This is a genomic window from Pseudomonas ceruminis (assembly GCF_021602025.1).
GTDB classification, from domain to species: domain Bacteria; phylum Pseudomonadota; class Gammaproteobacteria; order Pseudomonadales; family Pseudomonadaceae; genus Aquipseudomonas; species Aquipseudomonas ceruminis.
This window is the reverse complement of the sequence record NZ_BQHW01000032.1, coordinates 12,445-29,138: the sequence shown is the minus strand read 5'-3', so window position 1 is coordinate 29,138 and position 16,694 is coordinate 12,445. Positions and strand designations below refer to the sequence as shown.

Genomic DNA, 16,694 nt, shown 5'->3' with positions numbered 1-16,694 from the left:
TGTTTTCGGCACTTTCCGACCTTCGACAGGGGTATTTGTGAAAATTTCATGAAGCGTTGTAAATTTTGAGCACGCTTGTTGCATTCCCTTCACGCCAAGTCGGCACGACATCTGCATCAGGCGATGTACGCACCCAATAACAACAGCGGCATGGGTTACACCAGGGAGTTTCCGAACCGGCGTCTGTTATTACAGATTCTTGACGGCGACAGAAACAGCGCTGGCGTTGTACGCCCCGGAATACCAGGACGTGATTTGCGACATGGAAATACCTACAAGCGACATAGCCATAAACTTACCGAAAGGTTGTTTATGCCCATATCGCCAACAACAGTCAGCGTGCTATACATTTCCGCCGACATAACAAGAAAGAGCTGCCCCATATAACTAAAAAAGGGCGCAGCAGTACTCTTCCAAAAAAACCAAAGGAGCAAATCACGATGCGCGTGATGAAGTGGAGCATGATCGCCCTGGCCGTTTCGGCAGGGACCTCGCAATTGGCCCTGGCTTCTGCCCAGGACGAATCCAAGGGTTTCATCGAAGACAGCCAGCTGAATGTCAAAACTCGCATGCTGTACTTCAGCCGCGACTTCCGTAACAACCCTGCCGGCACTCAGAGCCGCGTCGAGGAAACCGGCCTCGGCTTCCTGGGCACTTACGAATCGGGCTTCACCCAAGGCACCGTAGGCTTCGGCGTAGACGCCATCGGCATGCTTGGCCTGAAACTGGACAGCGGCCGCGGCCGTGCCGGCACCGGCCTGTTCCCCGAAGGCTCCGACGGCCGCTCGCAGGACGACTACTCCGAAGGCGGCGCAGCGGTAAAACTGCGCATCTCCAACACCGTGCTGAAGTTCGGTAACCAGTTCACCGCCCTGCCGGTCTTCGCCACCGACGACAGCCGACTGCTGCCGGAAGTTGCCGAAGGTGCCCTGATCACCAGCAACGAGATCAAAGGCCTGACCCTGCACGCCGGTCACTTTACCGCGATGAATGCCCAGGCTCAGACGTTCCGCGACAGCCTGCACCTGACCGAAGCCAACATCGTCGGTGGTACCTATGCCTTTACCGACAGCCTGAGCACCAGCCTGTACTACTCCAAGGTCGAAGACTACTGGCGCAAGTACTACGGCAACATCAACTGGGCAGTGCCGATCTCCGACAAACAAGGCCTGGTGTTCGACTTCAACATCTATAACACCAAGGGCGACGGCGCCGAGTTCGTCAAGGCGTATGACGGCGCTTCCCTGGACAACACCGCGTTCAGCCTGTCGGCAGCATGGAACATCGGTGCCCACACCTTCACCATCGTGCACCAGCGTGTACACGGTGACGGCGACTACGCTTACGGCGTCGATGGCGGTGGTACCGTCTTCCTTGGCAACTCCGTGGCCCGTTCCGACTTCAACGCCGAAGACGAGAAGTCCTGGCAGGCACGCTACGACCTGAACTTCGCCGAATTCGGCGTACCAGGCCTGACCTTCATGACCCGTTACGTGCGCGGTACCGACGCCAACGTTGCTGGTACCAGCAACGGCAAGGAATGGGAACGCGACATCGACATCAAGTACGTGCTGCAGGAAGGCCCGGCCAAGGACCTCAGCTTCCGCGTGCGCCAAGCCACCTATCGCTCCGCCGATGGCGTCTACTACGGCTCCCCATCGCTGGACGAACTGCGTCTGATCGTCGAGTACCCGCTGAGCATCCTGTAAGCCTGGCTTATAGTGCTCCGCACCTGAAAAAGCCCGGCCCAACCGCCGGGCTTTTTCTTGGCTGACAAGCGTCACGCCCTGGGGCATTCTGTACGCCTTCGTTTCGCCCCCGTACAATGCGGGTCATTTCAATGTCTTAGGCAATCGACACGGCTAACCATGCGCACCAGTCAATATTTGCTCGCCACCCAGAAAGAAACCCCTGCTGACGCAGTGGTCATCAGCCATCAGCTCATGCTACGTGCCGGCATGATCCGCAAGCTGGCCTCCGGCCTTTACACCTGGCTGCCGATGGGCCTGCGGGTAATGCGCAAGGTCGAAGCTGTGGTCCGCGAGGAAATGAACGCCGCCGGCGCCCTGGAAGTGCTGATGCCAAGCATCCAGCCCGCCGAACTGTGGCAGGAATCTGGCCGCTGGGAGCAGTACGGCCCCGAGCTGCTGCGCCTGAAGGACCGCCATCAGCGCGACTTCTGCGTCGGGCCGACCCACGAAGAGGTCATCACAGACATGGCGCGCAACGAGCTGTCCAGCTACAAGCAGTTGCCGCTCAACCTGTACCAGATCCAGACCAAGTTCCGTGACGAGATCCGCCCACGCTTCGGTCTGATGCGCGGTCGCGAGTTCATCATGAAGGATGCCTACTCCTTCCATGCCGACCAGGCTTCCCTGCAGGAAACCTACGATCGCATGCACCAGGCGTACTCCAATGTCTTTACCCGCCTGGGCCTGGACTTCCGTCCGGTGCAGGCCGACACCGGTTCCATCGGCGGCAGCTACTCGCATGAATTCCATGTGCTGGCCGACTCCGGTGAGGACGACGTGATCTTCAGCGACAGCTCCGATTACGCAGCCAACATCGAGAAGGCCGAGGCCATCCCGCGTGAAACCGTGCGCCCTGCTCCTACCGAGGAGCTGCGCCTGGTCGACACCCCAGATGCCAAGACCATTGCCCAACTGGTCGAGAACTTCGGCCTGCCAATCGAGAAGACCGTCAAGACGCTGATCGTGCGTGGCGCCGAAGAAGGCAAGCTGGTGGCGCTGGTGGTCCGTGGCGACCACGAACTCAATGAAGTCAAGGCTGCCAAACTGGAGCAGGTTGCCGACCCACTGGTCATGGCCACCGACGCTGAACTGCGCGAGGCCATCGGTGCCGGCGCCGGCTCGCTCGGCCCGCTGAACCTGCCGTTGGAGTGCGTGATCGACCGCTCGGTCGCCCTGATGAGCGACTTTGGCATCGGTGCCAACATCGACGACAAACACTACTTCGGCGTCAACTGGGAGCGCGATTTGCCTGTGCCACAAGTTGCCGACCTGCGCAACGTTGTCGAGGGCGACCCAAGCCCGGACGGCCAGGGCACCCTGGTGATCAAGCGCGGCATCGAAGTGGGCCACATCTTCCAGCTCGGCACCAAGTACAGCGAAGCCCTCAAGTGCCAGGTGCTGGGCGAGAACGGCAAGCCGGTGACCCTGTCCATGGGCTGCTATGGTATCGGCGTGTCCCGCGTGGTGGCTGCCGCCATCGAGCAGAGCCATGACGACAAGGGCATTATCTGGAACGACGCCCTGGCGCCTTTCCAGATCGCCCTGGTACCGCTGCGCTACGAAACCGACGTGGTACGCGACGCCACCGACAAGCTGTACGCCGAACTGACCGCGGCCGGCTTCGAAGTGCTGCTGGACGACCGCGACAAGAAGACCAGCCCAGGCATCAAGTTTGCCGACATGGAACTGATCGGCATCCCGCACCGTATCGTCGTCAGCGATCGCGGCCTGGCCGAAGGCAACCTGGAATACAAGCACCGCACCGAACAGGATGCTCAAGCGCTGCCACTCAATGAAGTGCTGACCTTCCTGCAGGCCCGCGTTCGCCGCTGATAATCAATGCACGAGTGATCATGTCCAAGCGAAGTACCTTTACCCTGGGGGGCGCCGCATTGTGCGGCGCCCTGCTCGTCAGCGGCTGCGCCAACCAGATGTCCCAGCGCAGCGAGCATGAGGAGCGCGTCGAGCGCAAGCTGCTCGAGCACACCCTGCAGATCGATGTCGGCGAGCCGAAGGTGATGGAGCTTCCGCAGCGGCGTGTGCGCGTTCATGAACAGAAACGCTTCGAAGTCACCGAGTACGAAGTGACCCGTCGCTACGATCGCTATACCCCGTACCAGCCCTGGCGGGAGATCTATGAGATCCCGCTGGGTGCTGTGGCCGTGGTGGCAGGGGTCGGCGCCAACGTGGTGAACATTTTCGCGCTGGGCAACCTGCCAGAAAGCGTGACCCACGATTGGCTCAGCTATGGCGTGGCCGGGCTGAACCCGTTCATGAACGTGCAATCCAACGGTCGCGCCCAGCAGAACCTGGCCGGGATCAGCGAAGTGCAAAAGGACAAGCGCGAGGAATATACCAGCCTGCCCTGGAGCGAGCGTCTGGTCGAGGTCAAGGCTGGCAAGATGAGCCACGAGCTGACCACTGACAGGAACGGCGTATTGCGCCTGAACCTGCTCGACAGCCCGTTCTCGGAGCAGAACCTCAACCATGTGGGCACCCTGCACTTGCAGGTGGTCGACGAGGACAATGCGGTGCGCGGCGATGCCAGCCTGCTGGTCAGCGCCAGCCTGCGCAACAAGCTGCTCGAAGCCCATGAGCTGATCTTCGATGACCTCGAGGATGACGATGTCGGCCAATGGGTGCACCGGGTCCAGCGCCTGTCGGAGCTGGGGCTGGAAGAAGAAGCCAGCGAGATGGAGCAGAGCCTGATCGAGCTGACCCGCAATGACCCGGAGCTGCAGCAGGAGTTTTTGAAGGCCCTGACCAAGGCTACGGGGCGGCTGGTAGCCGATCCAGGCGCACAATAATGAAAAGGGGCCGCACAGCGGCCCCTTTTCATTTATCCGAGAACAGCTCCAGTTGCTCATGCGCCCCGCGCAAATCCCGCAACCTCACCCCCACCCCTAACAGCCGCACCGGCTTGCCGCCGCGGGCAAACGCCTGCCGCAACAGCTGCCGGTAGCTTTCCAGGTCTCTGCCGGCCCCTGCCTGCTCCAGAGTAGTCTGGCTGAAGTCATGGAACTTGACCTTAACGAAGGGCTTCTCCGGCCGATAGCTGCTGTCCATGCGCGCAATGCGCTGATCAAGGCTGGCCAGCAGCTCCGGCAAGCGCTCCAGGCAACTGGCCAGATCAGGCAGGTCTGTGTCATAGGTGTTTTCAACACTGACCGACTGCCTGCGACTATCGTTGTGCACGGCCCGTTCGTCGATGCCCCGCGCCAGCCCCCACAGGCGCTCGCCAAAACTGCCAAATTCGCGCACCAGCGCCAACCGCGTCCACTCGCGCAGGTCCAGGCAGGTATCGATACCCAGCCGAGCAAGCTTGTCTGCTGTCACCTTGCCCACGCCATGGAGCCTTGCAACAGGCAAGGCCGCAACAAAGGCCTCCACCTGGTCTGGGGTCACCACGAAAATCCCGTTTGGCTTGCGCCAGTCACTGGCAATCTTTGCCAGAAACTTATTTGGCGCCACTCCGGCGGAGACGGTGATATGCAAGGTGCGGGCAACGCGCCGGCGAATATCCTCGGCGATGCGCGTGGCGCTGCCGGCGAACCATTGGCTGTCGCTGACGTCCAGGTAGGCCTCATCCAGCGACAGAGGCTCAATCAGCTCGGTGTAGTCCCGAAAGATCGCGTGGATTTCCCGTGAGGCCTCGCGGTAGGCCTCAAAGCGTGGCTTGACGATCAGCAGGTCGGGACAGAGCTTGAGCGCATGCCGCGACGACATGGCCGAACGCACACCGTAGGCCCGCGCTTCATAATTACAGGTCGCGATCACCCCACGATGGTCGGGCGAGCCCCCCACCGCCATGGGGCGGCCGGCCAGGCGCGGGTCGTCACGCATCTCGATCGCGGCGTAGAAGCAATCGCAGTCGATGTGGATGATCTTGCGCAAGGACATGGATGACCGTCAGCACTGTAAATTCATACAGATATTACCGTAGTCCCTTAGACCCACAACAGTTCGGCACGATAATTGGCCTGCAAACCCCGCCCCCGCTGAGCCGCATGCCATATCGGCACGCTAAGGGTTTGAACAAACAAGGTTTTTTCAGAGAAATGCTTGACACACGCAAAGAAATCCGTAGAATTCGATCTCACAGGCGCGGGATGGAGCAGCCTGGTAGCTCGTCGGGCTCATAACCCGAAGGTCGTCGGTTCAAATCCGGCTCCCGCAACCAGATTCGAGAAAAGGCCACTGTTAATAGCAGTGGCCTTTTTCTTTGCCTGAAAATCGGGCGAAGGCAAAAAAATGAAGTGAAATCAATGGTTAGCGCTTGACAACCAACGCCAAGACTGTAGAATCCGCCCCACTGACGCGGGATGGAGCAGTCTGGTAGCTCGTCGGGCTCATAACCCGAAGGTCGTCGGTTCAAATCCGGCTCCCGCAACCATATTCAAGATAAGGCCACTGTTTACACAGTGGCCTTATCTTTGCCAACGGAAAAGCAAGACTGAAAAGTTGTGCTGAACCTGTAGATAGTGCTTGACCCCAATGACCAAAGCTGTAGAATGCGCCCCTCTGACGCGGGATGGAGCAGCCTGGTAGCTCGTCGGGCTCATAACCCGAAGGTCGTCGGTTCAAATCCGGCTCCCGCAACCATATTCGTCAGAACAGACCCCGCCTGTGATACAGCAGCGCGGGGTTTGTTGCGTTTCGTCGCCTGAAATCTTCACCCCTGCTTTTTTGCTATCGGCAAACCCGCTGTTTTGAGATATCACCTTCTGGATGAACTATCTTTAACCGTGCCGGACGACTGAAAGTAACGTTGCCCGGAGTAATATCTGGACACGTATTCCTAAGGGACTTTCACTTGGCCGTACCTTCTCCCCTCCTCGCGCGGTTTGCACGAGGCAACTCATGACCTCCCACACCCCAGATCCGCAAGCACCACTTGCTTCGGCATTGCCTGTCGCTGCCCAGCGCCTTCCCTGGCTCGAACGGTTGAGCCGCTATCGCCAGCCCATTGGCCTTGGCGTCACCTTGCTGTTGTTTGCCATGGCATTGATTGCCTGCCGGCACCTGCTGAGCGAACTGGATATCTATGCGTTGCACGATGCCATGCTCAGCGTGCCGGCACAGTCTCTGCTGGGGGCGTTGCTCGCGACGGTGGTCGGATTTGTGATCCTGCTGGGGTACGAGTGGTCGGCCAGCCGCTATGCGGCCGTGCAACTGCCTGCGCGCACCTTGCTGATGGGCGGTTTCAGCGCCTTCGCTATCGGTAACGCCATCGGCCTGTCGATGCTCTCGGGTGGTTCGGTACGTTATCGCCTGTATGCGCGCCAAGGCCTGGGTGCCGCTGAAGTAGCGCGGATGACCGTGTTTGCCAGCCTCTCCCTGGGCTGCGCGCTACCGCCACTCGCCGCACTGGCGACCTTGAGCAACCTGCCAGCCGCGGCCGCCGCCTTGCGCCTGCCGGCCAGCCTGCTGGCAGGCATCGCCATAGCCGTGCTGGCCCTGACTGCCGTTCTGGTGGTTGGGCTCTACCGTCGACGCCTCGCCGAACAGCCGCTGGCCGACAGCCTGCTGGTGCAAGTCGGGCGGCGCACGTTGCGGCTGCCGGGTGCGCGCCTGGCAGTGCTGCAACTGCTGATTACCGCCCTTGACGTTGCAGCTGCCGCCACCGTGCTCTACCTGCTATTGCCGGACGCTCCACCATTCGGTGCGTTCGTGCTGGTCTACCTGCTGGCATTGGCCGCAGGCGTGCTCAGCCATGTACCAGGTGGCGTAGGGGTTTTCGAAGCGATCCTGCTTGCGGCCTTCGCCGACCAGCTGGGTGCCGCACCCTTGGCTGCCGCTCTGCTGCTGTACCGCCTCATCTATGTCGTGCTGCCATTGCTGCTGGCTTGCGTACTGCTGCTGGCCAACGAGGCGCGCCGCCTGCTGTTCGCCCAACAGGCAATCAAGGCTGCGTCCGGGCTGGCCGCGCCGATTCTGGCAATACTGGTGTTTCTCTCAGGCGTGGTGCTGCTGTTCTCGGGCGCCACCCCGGAAATCGACACCCGCCTTGAGCACATGGGCTTTCTGGTACCCCATCGTCTGATTGATGCCTCGCACTTCGGCGCCAGCCTGATCGGGGTGCTCTGCCTGTTGCTCGCCCAGGGGTTGCGCCGTCGCCTGTCCGCAGCGTGGCTGCTGACCACCGTACTGCTGCTGGTCGGCGCACTGCTGTCGCTGCTCAAGGGCTTCGACTGGGAAGAGGCTTGCCTGCTGACCCTCACCGCTGCCCTGCTTGCCCTGTTCCGTCGTTCGTTCTACCGCCCCAGCCGCCTGCTGGAACTGCCCTTCTCGCCGGTGTACCTGGTGGCCAGCGCCTGCGTGGTAGGCGCCTCGGTATGGTTGCTGCTGTTCGCCTATCAGGATGTACCGTATAGCCATCAGTTGTGGTGGCAGTTCACCCTTGACGCCGACGCCCCCCGCGGCCTGCGCGCAGCCATGGGCAGTGCCGTGCTGCTGGTGATCGTGGCCCTGACCTGGCTGCTGCGCACCGCCCGCCCGGTCATCCATCTACCCGACGACGGCGAATTGCAGCGCGCCAACCGTATCCTGCTGGCATCCGATCAACCCGATGGCGGCCTGGCGCTGACCGGCGACAAGGCCTTGTTGTTCCACCCAAGCGACAATGCATTCCTTATGTATGCCCGCCGTGGCCGCAGCCTGGTCGCCCTGTACGATCCGATCGGGCCTGCCCAGGAACGGGCCGAGATGATCTGGCAATTCCGCGACCTGTGCGACTTGCACCATGCCCGTCCGGTGTTCTACCAGGTACGTGCGGAGAACCTGCCCTTCTACATGGACATAGGTCTTACGGCCCTCAAGCTCGGCGAGGAAGCGCGGGTCGACCTGCGCCGCTTCGACATCGAAGCCAAGGGCAAAGAGATGAAGGACCTGCGCTACACCTGGAACCGTGGTGGGCGCGATGGCCTGAGCCTGGAAATTCACGAGCCTGGCCAGGCACCGCTGGCCGAGCTGAAGGAAATCTCCGACGCATGGCTCGGCGGCAAGAATGTGCGCGAGAAGGGCTTCTCGCTGGGACGCTTCAGCGCCGACTACCTGAAGCATTTTCGTATTGCCCTGATCCGCTTCCAGGGCAGGCCGGTGGCATTTGCCAACCTGTTGGAAACCCACAGCAACGAATTGGCCAGCCTGGACCTGATGCGCGCTCACCCCGAGGCGCCGAAGCTGACCATGGAATTCATGATGATCGGCCTGATACTGCATTACAAAAACCATGACTACGGCCGGTTCAGCTTAGGGATGGTGCCGCTGTCCGGCCTGCAGCCACGACGCGGTGCACCGTTGACCCAACGCCTGGGCTCGATGGTGTTCCGCCGCGGCGAGCAGCTTTACAACTTCCAGGGCTTGCGACGCTTCAAGGACAAGTTCCAGCCGGACTGGGAACCTCGTTACATGGCCGTGCCCGCCGGGCTGGACCCGCTGGTTGCACTGGCTGACACTGCCGCCCTCATCGCTGGCGGCCTGACTGGATTGGTGAAACGTTGATGATCCGACGCTATTGGCTGTACATACTGATACCCGTGCTTCTGGCTGCACTGGCCGGCGCTGGCGCTTTCTGGCTGTGGACTCGCCCTGCCCCCGAAGCGCGCCTTGAACAGTTGACCCTCAATGACACCAGCATCACCCGCGTCACACCCGGTGTGCATGCCAAGGCCAGGGTCGCGATTGGCGTGCCTCAGGACCAGGCCCTTACCGACAAGCAATTGCTGGACCTGAGCCAGGCAGGGGAAGCGCAACTGGTGCAGGTGATCCTGCCTCCGGGCGACTGCAGCAAGCAGCAGCAAGCGCTCGACCAGGCGCTGACCCAATTGTCGGACAAGCCTACCCTGGTGGCGGGTATCGGCCCAGGCGCCGCCCAGGCCTGGCGCTGGCTGGCTGCACAGACAGATGACAAGGCCCGGGCCATCTCCGTGGATTTCAACGTGGAACAGCCCGGCTGCACTGCTGCACTGCCGAAATCCGCCGCACATGGCCACTGGAACGTGGCCTGGAACGACAACCCGGATGACGCAAGCGCCGCCTTCGTGCGCGACCAGAGCAATGCCGAAACCAGCATCAGCGACTACGACATCCATCTGCCACAGGTGCTCAAGGCGCAGCTGACCCAGGCCCTGGTAGGCCGCGACGGCAACGCCCTGGCCATTCCGGTCGTTGAAGTACCGGCTGGGCAGACCACCGATACCGTCACCCTGTTCCTCTCTGGGGACGGCGGCTGGCGTGACCTGGACCGTGACGTTGCCGGCGAGATGGCCAAGCTGGGTTACCCCGTGGTCGGCATCGACACCCTGCGTTACTACTGGCAACACAAGACCCCGGAGCAAAGTGCTGCCGACCTGTCGGAGCTGATGCAACATTACCGTCAGAAGTGGGGCACCAAGCGTTTCGTGCTCACTGGCTATTCGTTCGGTGCCGACGTGCTGCCCGCCATCTACAACCGCCTGCCGGTCGAAGACCAGCAGCGTATCGACGCCGTGATGCTCCTGGCCTTCGCCCGCAGCGGCAGCTTCGAGATCGAAGTCGAGGGTTGGTTGGGCAAGGAAGGCCAGGAAGCACCTACCGGGCCGGAAATGGCCAAACTGCCGGCATCCAAGGTGGTATGCGTGTACGGCGTGGAAGAGACCGACGAGAGCGGGTGCACCGACAAGACGGCAGTTGGCGAGCGCCTGAAACTGCCAGGCGGCCACCACTTCGACGAGAACTACCCGGCGCTGGCCAAACGCCTGATTGGCGAGATTGAAACGCGCCAGGGCAAGTCCAACGTGGCGGAGCAGAACTAAGCAGCATCAGGGGCCGCATTGCGGCCCCGAAACACTCAGATCTCGACCTGCGTCCCCAGCTCGATCACTCGGTTAAGCGGCAGGTTGAAGAAGCGCAGGTTACCGTTTGCGTTCTTCAGCAAGAACGCAAACAGGTTCCCGCGCCAGCGCGACATCCCTTCCAGACGCGATGCAATCACCGTTTCACGGCTCAGGAAGTAGGTCGTGCGCATCGGGCTGAAATCCAGCTCTTGCAAGTGGCACAGCTTCAACGCCGCAGGCACGTCCGGCTCATCCATGAAGCCAAAGTGCAGCAGCACCCGGAAGAACCCGTCACCGTAAGCCTCCACCTCGAAGCGTTCTGTTTCCGGCACCCGCGGACGATCTTCACTGACTACCGTCAACAACACCACCTGGCTGTGCAACACCTGGTTGTGCAGCATGTTGTGCAACAACGCATGGGGCACCGCATCCGGCCGCGCGGTGAGGAACACTGCAGTGCCTTCGACCCTGTGCGGCGGCTGCACACGAATGCTGCTGATGAACACCGGCAACGGCAGCCCGCCTTCATCGATCCGCTCCACCAGGATCTGTTTACCGCGCTTCCACGTGCTCATCAGCAGGAACAGCACACCACCGGCCAGGACCGGGAACGCACCGCCCTGGACGATCTTCGGCACGTTGGCGGCAAAGAACAGCCCGTCGACAAACAGAAAGCCCAGCAGGATCGGTACCGCCAATACCGGCGGCCACTTCCACAACAGCAGCATGACCGCCGACACCAGGATGGTGGTCATCAGCATGGTACCGGTCACCGCCACGCCGTAGGCCGCCGCCAGAGCACCGGACGACTCGAAACCGATTACCAGCAGCACGACACCGACCATCAGCGTCCAATTCACCGCAGCGATATAGATCTGCCCCTGCTCGTCGCTGGACGTGTGCTGGATCTGCATGCGGGGAATGTAACCAAGCTGGATGGCCTGGCGGGTAAGGGAAAACGCCCCCGAAATCACCGCCTGTGAAGCAATCACCGTGGCCATGGTCGCCAGGCCGACCAGCGGCAACAGCGCCCAGCTCGGCGCCAGCAGATAAAACGGGTTGCGCGCAGCGTCAGGGTTTTGCAGCAGGATTGCGCCCTGGCCGAAGTAGTTGAGCACCAGCGCCGGCAGCACCAGGGCGAACCAGGCGCGGGCAATCGGCTTGCGCCCAAAGTGCCCCATGTCGGCGTACAGCGCCTCGGCACCGGTCAATGCCAGTACCACAGCCCCCAGAATGGCGACCCCCATACCGGGGTGAACCACGAAGAAGTTCACCGCCCAGCCCGGGTTGAAGGCCTTGAGCACCTCTGGACTCTGCGAGATGCCGTGCACCCCCAGCGCCGCCAGCACCAGGAACCAGGTGACCATGATCGGCCCGAACAACTTGCCGATCTTTTCCGTACCGTGCTTTTGCACCAGAAACAGCGCCACCAGCACAACCAGCGAAATCGGCACTACCCAGTGGTCGATGCCGTCGAACGCCAGGCCCATGCCTTCCACCGCCGACAGCACCGACACCGCAGGGGTAATCATGCTGTCGCCGTAGAACAGCGAGGCGCCGATCAGGCCGCAGATGACCATCAGCGTGCGCAACCGCGGATAAGCTGCCGTAGCCCGTCGCGCCAACGCCGTGAGCGCCATGGTGCCGCCCTCGCCCTGGTTGTCGGCACGCAGGATGAACATCACGTACTTGAACGACACCACCCACAACAGCGACCAGAGAATCAGTGACAGGATTCCCAGTACGCCATCATGATTGACCGGCACCCCATAACCGCCGGTGAAGACTTCCTTGAGGGTGTACAACGGGCTGGTCCCGATGTCGCCATAAACCACCCCAACAGCTGCCACCAGCAGGCTCAGCGACTTTGCCGCCCCTTGCCCGCCTTCGGCGTGACTGCTTGCCTGAACCATCGACCACTCCCGCAAACGGCCTCTCTGGACCCAAAAAGTTCGCATCGAACACGTAGCTGAACGTACGCATCGCCTTCATAAAACGGATCAGCTAAACACACAGATGCAACGCGGCGAAGCATAGCGCAGCGTTCGTCGTATTTCTGCTGGTCAAGTGACCGCGTGCTCGCTAGAATTGCGCACTTTTTGATCAGAGGCGCCGAAAGCGCCCGCCAGGATCGTCGCCGTTACCGGCCGGACGAGCTGCATTCAATACCGAGGTTAGTCATGTCCACCACCCCCGCCACCCCGAAGGTCGGATTCGTCAGCCTGGGCTGCCCTAAGGCTTTGGTCGATTCCGAGCGCATCCTGACCCAGCTGCGCATGGAAGGCTACGAAGTCGTGCCCACGTACGAAGACGCCGACGTGGTGGTGGTCAACACCTGCGGCTTCATCGACAGTGCCAAGGCAGAGTCGCTGGAAGTGATCGGTGAAGCGATCAAGGAAAACGGCAAGGTCATCGTCACCGGTTGCATGGGTGTCGAAGAAGGCAATATCCGTGACGTACACCCCAGCGTGCTGTCGGTCAGCGGCCCGCAGCAGTACGAACAGGTGGTCAACGCCGTGCACGAGGTGGTGCCGCCGCGCCAGGACCACAACCCGCTGATCGACCTGGTGCCACCGCAGGGCGTGAAGCTGACCCCACGCCATTACGCGTACCTGAAGATTTCCGAAGGCTGTAACCACAGCTGCAGCTTCTGCATCATCCCCTCCATGCGTGGCAAGCTGGTCAGTCGCCCGGTGGGCGAAGTACTGAGCGAGGCCGAGCGCCTGGTCAAGGCGGGCGTCAAGGAGATCCTGGTGATCTCCCAGGACACCAGCGCCTATGGTGTCGACGTCAAGTACAAGACCGACTTCTGGAACGGCCGTCCGGTCAAGACGCGCATGCTCGAGTTGTGCGAGGCGCTCAGCAGCCTGGGCGCCTGGGTACGTCTGCACTACGTCTACCCCTACCCGAACGTCGACGATGTGATCCCACTGATGGCCGCTGGCAAGATCCTGCCGTACCTGGACATCCCGTTCCAGCACGCCAGCCCCAAAGTGCTCAAGTCGATGAAACGCCCCGCTTTCGAAGACCGCACCCTGGCGCGCATCAAGCACTGGCGCGAGCAGTGCCCTGAATTGGTGATTCGCTCCACCTTCATCGTCGGCTTCCCTGGCGAGACCGAAGAGGACTTCCAGTACCTGCTGGACTGGCTGACCGAAGCCCAGCTCGACCGCGTCGGCTGCTTCCAGTACTCCCCTGTCGAAGGCGCCCCAGCCAACGATCTGGGCCTGGAGGAGGTACCAGACGACGTCAAGCAGGCGCGCTGGGACCGCTTCATGGCCCATCAGCAGGCCATCAGCGCGGCACGCCTGCAATTGCGCATCGGCAAGGAAATCGAAGTGCTCATCGACGAAGTCGAGGAGCAAGGCTCGGTGGGCCGCAGCTTCTTCGATGCTCCAGAGATCGATGGCAGCGTGTTCATCGATGGCGACCATGGTTTCAAGCCAGGCGACAAGGTCCGTTGCCGAGTGGTCGATGCCGACGAGTACGACATGTGGGCAGAGCCTGTCTGAGGCCTGCGCACGATGAAGCCCCGCCACTTGCGGGGCTTTTTTTTGCATCTATGGTTTCCTCAATGCCCCCAGAGGAACACTGCAATGCCTTCGGCACTGACGCTGCTAACACCGCACCTGAGCGATTACCCCGAACTGGTCCAGGTCTGGGAAGATTCGGTGCGTGCTACACACGATTTTCTACCCGACGCCTACATTCTGCTGCTGCGTGAACAGGTGCTGCGCAAGTACCTGGACGCGGTGATGCTGATTTGCTGCAAGGACCGCCAGCGCATCTGCGGCTTCGCCGGTGTCGCCAACGGCCGCGTGGACATGCTGTTCGTGGCGCCGCAGTACCGTGGCCGAGGTGTCGGCAGGCGTTTGCTGCGCTACGCGATCAACGAACTCAACGCCGAGCGTCTGGATGTCAACGAGCAAAACCCTCAGGCGTTGGGCTTCTACCTGCACGAAGGCTTCGAAGTGATCGGTCGTTCGGAAACGGACGGCTTGGGGCAACCTTACCCACTGCTTCACATGAAACTGATTCGTACAGCGTCCTAAGGCCAGGTCTGAGGACGCCGAGCGAGGTTTCCGAAATGGCGCATTTGACACAGATTCCCATCATCTACCGCGTATGGGCAGGTACAATGTACGTCTTTCCCTGCCGTGCGAATGCCCCCCATGTCCGAACCCGTCCGCCTATCAAAACGCCTCATCGAGCAGCTCGGCTGCTCCCGCCGTGAGGCCGAGCTGTACATCGAAGGGGGCTGGGTCACGGTCGACGGCGTGGTGGTCGAACAGCCTCAGTTCAAGGTTGAACACCAGCAAGTCGAACTGTTGCCAGGTGCCAGAGCCGACACGCTCGAGCCGGTGACGCTGCTGCTCAACCAGCAGGCGGGTGTCGACAGCGAAACAGCCCGAGCCGGCATCGGCATGGGCAGCCTCAGCGAAGCCCATCGTGAGGGTGTGCGGCCGCTGCATGGGCACTTTGCCCGGCTGTCCTGCATCGCCCCTCTAGAGCGCGGCGCCAGTGGCCTGCAGGTATTCACCCAGGACTGGCGGGTAACCCGCAAGATCGACGCCGACCTGCGTCGCCTCGAGCAGGAATACATCATCGAAGTCCGCGGCGAAACCACACTCCAGGCGCTGGAGCGCCTGGCACGCGGGGCAACGCGCAATGACCGGGAATTGCCCAAGGCCAAGGCCAGCTGGCAGAACGAGACCCACCTGCGCCTGGCCCTGAAAAACCCGCAACCTGGGCAGATCTCCGAATTGTGTGCCTATCTGCGCCTGGAAGTGCGCAGCATGCGCCGCATTCGCCTGGGCGGCGTGTCCATGGGTAAGCTGGCGCTGGGGCAATGGCGCTACCTGGCTGGTAACGAACGTTTCTAAGCAATACGCCGCGCCCAGGCGTGGCTTCTGAACAGGATTTTGCAGCAATGAACCACAACGATGTCCTGCGCAGCCTGCGCTACATGCTCAAGGTGAACGACGCCAAGATGGCCGAGATCATTGCCCTGTCCGGCCTGGAGGTGAATCCGGTGGTGCTTGCCACCTACCTCAAGAAAGAAGACGAGGCGGGTTTCGTGCGCTGCCCGGAGCGGGTCATGGCCCACTTTCTCGATGGCCTGGTGATCTACCGCCGTGGTCGGGACGATAGCCGCCCACGGCTACCGGTGGAGTTGCCGGTGACCAACAATACCGTCCTCAAAAAGCTGCGGGTCGCTTTCGAGCTCAAGGAAGAAGACCTGCATGCCATCCTGAAGGCGGCCAACTTCCCGGTGTCCAAGCCTGAGCTCAGCGCGCTGTTCCGCAAGGTCGGCCATGACAACTACCGGCCTTGTGGCGACCAGCTGTTGCGCAATTTCCTCAAAGGCCTGACCCTGCGCGTGCGCGCCTGAGGGTGGCTATGCAGCATACGGTTTCGCCCGTCGGCATCGTACGCTCCTGCTTCAAGGAGAAATTCGCCATACCGCGCCAGCCACAGCTGGCCCCGGCAGCGCGCGGTGTGCTTGAGCTGCTGCCGCCGTTCGACCAGGGCGATGCCGTTGCCGGGCTGGAGCAGGTCAGCCACGTCTGGCTACTCTTTCTGTTTCACCAGGCACTGGAAGACAAGCCACGCCTGAAGGTGCGCCCACCGCGCCTCGGGGGCAACAGGAGCATGGGAGTGTTTGCCACCCGCGCGACACATCGGCCTAATGGTATCGGCCAGTCGGTGGTGCGCCTGGAGGCGGTGGAGCCGGGGCGCCTGCTGCTCTCTGGCATCGACCTGCTCGACGGCACCCCGGTGTTGGATATCAAGCCTTATGTACCCTATGCCGACAACGTTGCCGGGGCCAGCAACCTGATGGCCAGCGAAGCACCCGAGGCGATTGCCGTGCAGTGGGGCGAAAGCGCCCTGCCCCAGGCCCGGGAGCATGCGTTGCGCCTGGGTGAGCCGCTGGTGGAACTGATCGAGCAGTGCCTGGCACAAGACCCACGGCCGGCCTATCAGGTGCCACCGCCGGAGCGGCTGTATGGCGTGAAGTTCTGGGACGTGCAGGTCAGGTGGCATTATCCGCAGCCGGATCTAATCCGGGTGCTGGAGGTAGTGCGCGAGGGCTGAGGGGCTCGGCTTGATGGCGCGGCTTTGCCCA

General features: G+C 61.7%; 12 protein-coding genes and 3 tRNA genes. 13 read left to right on the top strand and 2 right to left on the bottom strand.

The genetic code is table 11. The features are described from left to right. Positions 1-440 precede the first annotated feature (440 nt). The 3 genes from L6D80_RS26190 to L6D80_RS26180 all read left to right on the top strand — a co-directional run bounded on the left by L6D80_RS26190 (position 441) and on the right by L6D80_RS26180 (position 4,558). On the top strand, positions 441-1,709 hold the full coding sequence (locus L6D80_RS26190) for an OprD family porin (RefSeq protein WP_054902648.1): 1,269 nt from the start codon (positions 441-443) through the stop codon (positions 1,707-1,709). Positions 1,710-1,868: 159 nt separating this feature from the next. Beyond that, positions 1,869-3,584, top strand: coding sequence for a proline--tRNA ligase (locus tag L6D80_RS26185; RefSeq protein ID WP_054902649.1), 1,716 nt, complete (start codon positions 1,869-1,871; stop codon positions 3,582-3,584). Positions 3,585-3,604: 20 nt separating this feature from the next. Further along, the gene (locus tag L6D80_RS26180) at positions 3,605-4,558 is read left to right on the top strand and encodes a hypothetical protein (protein ID WP_054902650.1); all 954 of its coding nucleotides are present in this window, start codon (positions 3,605-3,607) and stop codon (positions 4,556-4,558) included. Positions 4,559-4,586: 28 nt separating this feature from the next. Here L6D80_RS26180 and dinB read toward each other — a convergent pair whose 3' ends face one another. After that, positions 4,587-5,645 (bottom strand): DNA polymerase IV, encoded by a 1,059-nt coding sequence (gene dinB / locus L6D80_RS26175; RefSeq protein WP_176515760.1) that lies wholly within the window; start codon positions 5,643-5,645, stop codon positions 4,587-4,589. 209 nt (positions 5,646-5,854) lie between these two features. On the opposite strand from dinB, the gene L6D80_RS26170 reads away from it, so the two are divergent. From L6D80_RS26170 to L6D80_RS26150, 5 genes are all read left to right on the top strand, one after another. Beyond that, positions 5,855-5,931 (top strand) — tRNA-Met (locus tag L6D80_RS26170). A 136-nt stretch (positions 5,932-6,067) separates the two neighbouring features. Further along, a tRNA-Met gene (locus L6D80_RS26165) sits at positions 6,068-6,144 on the top strand. A gap of 132 nt (positions 6,145-6,276) precedes the next feature. Beyond that, positions 6,277-6,353: transfer RNA gene (locus tag L6D80_RS26160), tRNA-Met, on the top strand. Between the two features lie 258 nt (positions 6,354-6,611). Continuing rightward, positions 6,612-9,254 (top strand): bifunctional lysylphosphatidylglycerol flippase/synthetase MprF, encoded by a 2,643-nt coding sequence (gene mprF, locus L6D80_RS26155; protein ID WP_176515736.1) that lies wholly within the window; start codon positions 6,612-6,614, stop codon positions 9,252-9,254. Then, on the top strand, positions 9,254-10,546 hold the full coding sequence (locus L6D80_RS26150; protein WP_054902653.1) for a virulence factor family protein: 1,293 nt from the start codon (positions 9,254-9,256) through the stop codon (positions 10,544-10,546). The genes mprF and L6D80_RS26150 overlap by 1 nt, the downstream gene beginning before the upstream one ends. 35 nt (positions 10,547-10,581) lie before the next feature. Here the strand turns inward: L6D80_RS26150 and L6D80_RS26145 are convergent, their stop codons facing one another. Continuing rightward, a complete protein-coding gene (locus L6D80_RS26145; protein WP_054902654.1) occupies positions 10,582-12,480 on the bottom strand; it encodes a potassium transporter Kup in 1,899 nt (632 codons plus the stop codon). A gap of 267 nt (positions 12,481-12,747) precedes the next feature. On the opposite strand from L6D80_RS26145, the gene rimO reads away from it, so the two are divergent. The 5 genes from rimO (at position 12,748) to tsaA (ending at position 16,663) form a co-directional block, all read left to right on the top strand. Continuing rightward, positions 12,748-14,079 carry a 30S ribosomal protein S12 methylthiotransferase RimO gene (gene rimO / locus L6D80_RS26140; protein WP_054902655.1) on the top strand — a complete coding sequence of 444 codons (1,332 nt, stop codon included), beginning with the start codon at positions 12,748-12,750 and terminating at the stop codon, positions 14,077-14,079. Positions 14,080-14,163: 84 nt separating this feature from the next. Then, on the top strand, positions 14,164-14,619 hold the full coding sequence (locus L6D80_RS26135; RefSeq protein ID WP_176515738.1) for a GNAT family N-acetyltransferase: 456 nt from the start codon (positions 14,164-14,166) through the stop codon (positions 14,617-14,619). 120 nt (positions 14,620-14,739) lie between these two features. Continuing rightward, the gene (locus tag L6D80_RS26130) at positions 14,740-15,450 is read left to right on the top strand and encodes an rRNA pseudouridine synthase (protein WP_176515741.1); all 711 of its coding nucleotides are present in this window, start codon (positions 14,740-14,742) and stop codon (positions 15,448-15,450) included. Between the two features lie 47 nt (positions 15,451-15,497). Next, a complete protein-coding gene (locus L6D80_RS26125; protein ID WP_176515743.1) occupies positions 15,498-15,959 on the top strand; it encodes a YehS family protein in 462 nt (153 codons plus the stop codon). An 8-nt stretch (positions 15,960-15,967) separates the two neighbouring features. Next, the gene (tsaA, locus tag L6D80_RS26120; protein ID WP_176515745.1) at positions 15,968-16,663 is read left to right on the top strand and encodes a tRNA (N6-threonylcarbamoyladenosine(37)-N6)-methyltransferase TrmO; all 696 of its coding nucleotides are present in this window, start codon (positions 15,968-15,970) and stop codon (positions 16,661-16,663) included. Positions 16,664-16,694 lie beyond the last annotated feature (31 nt).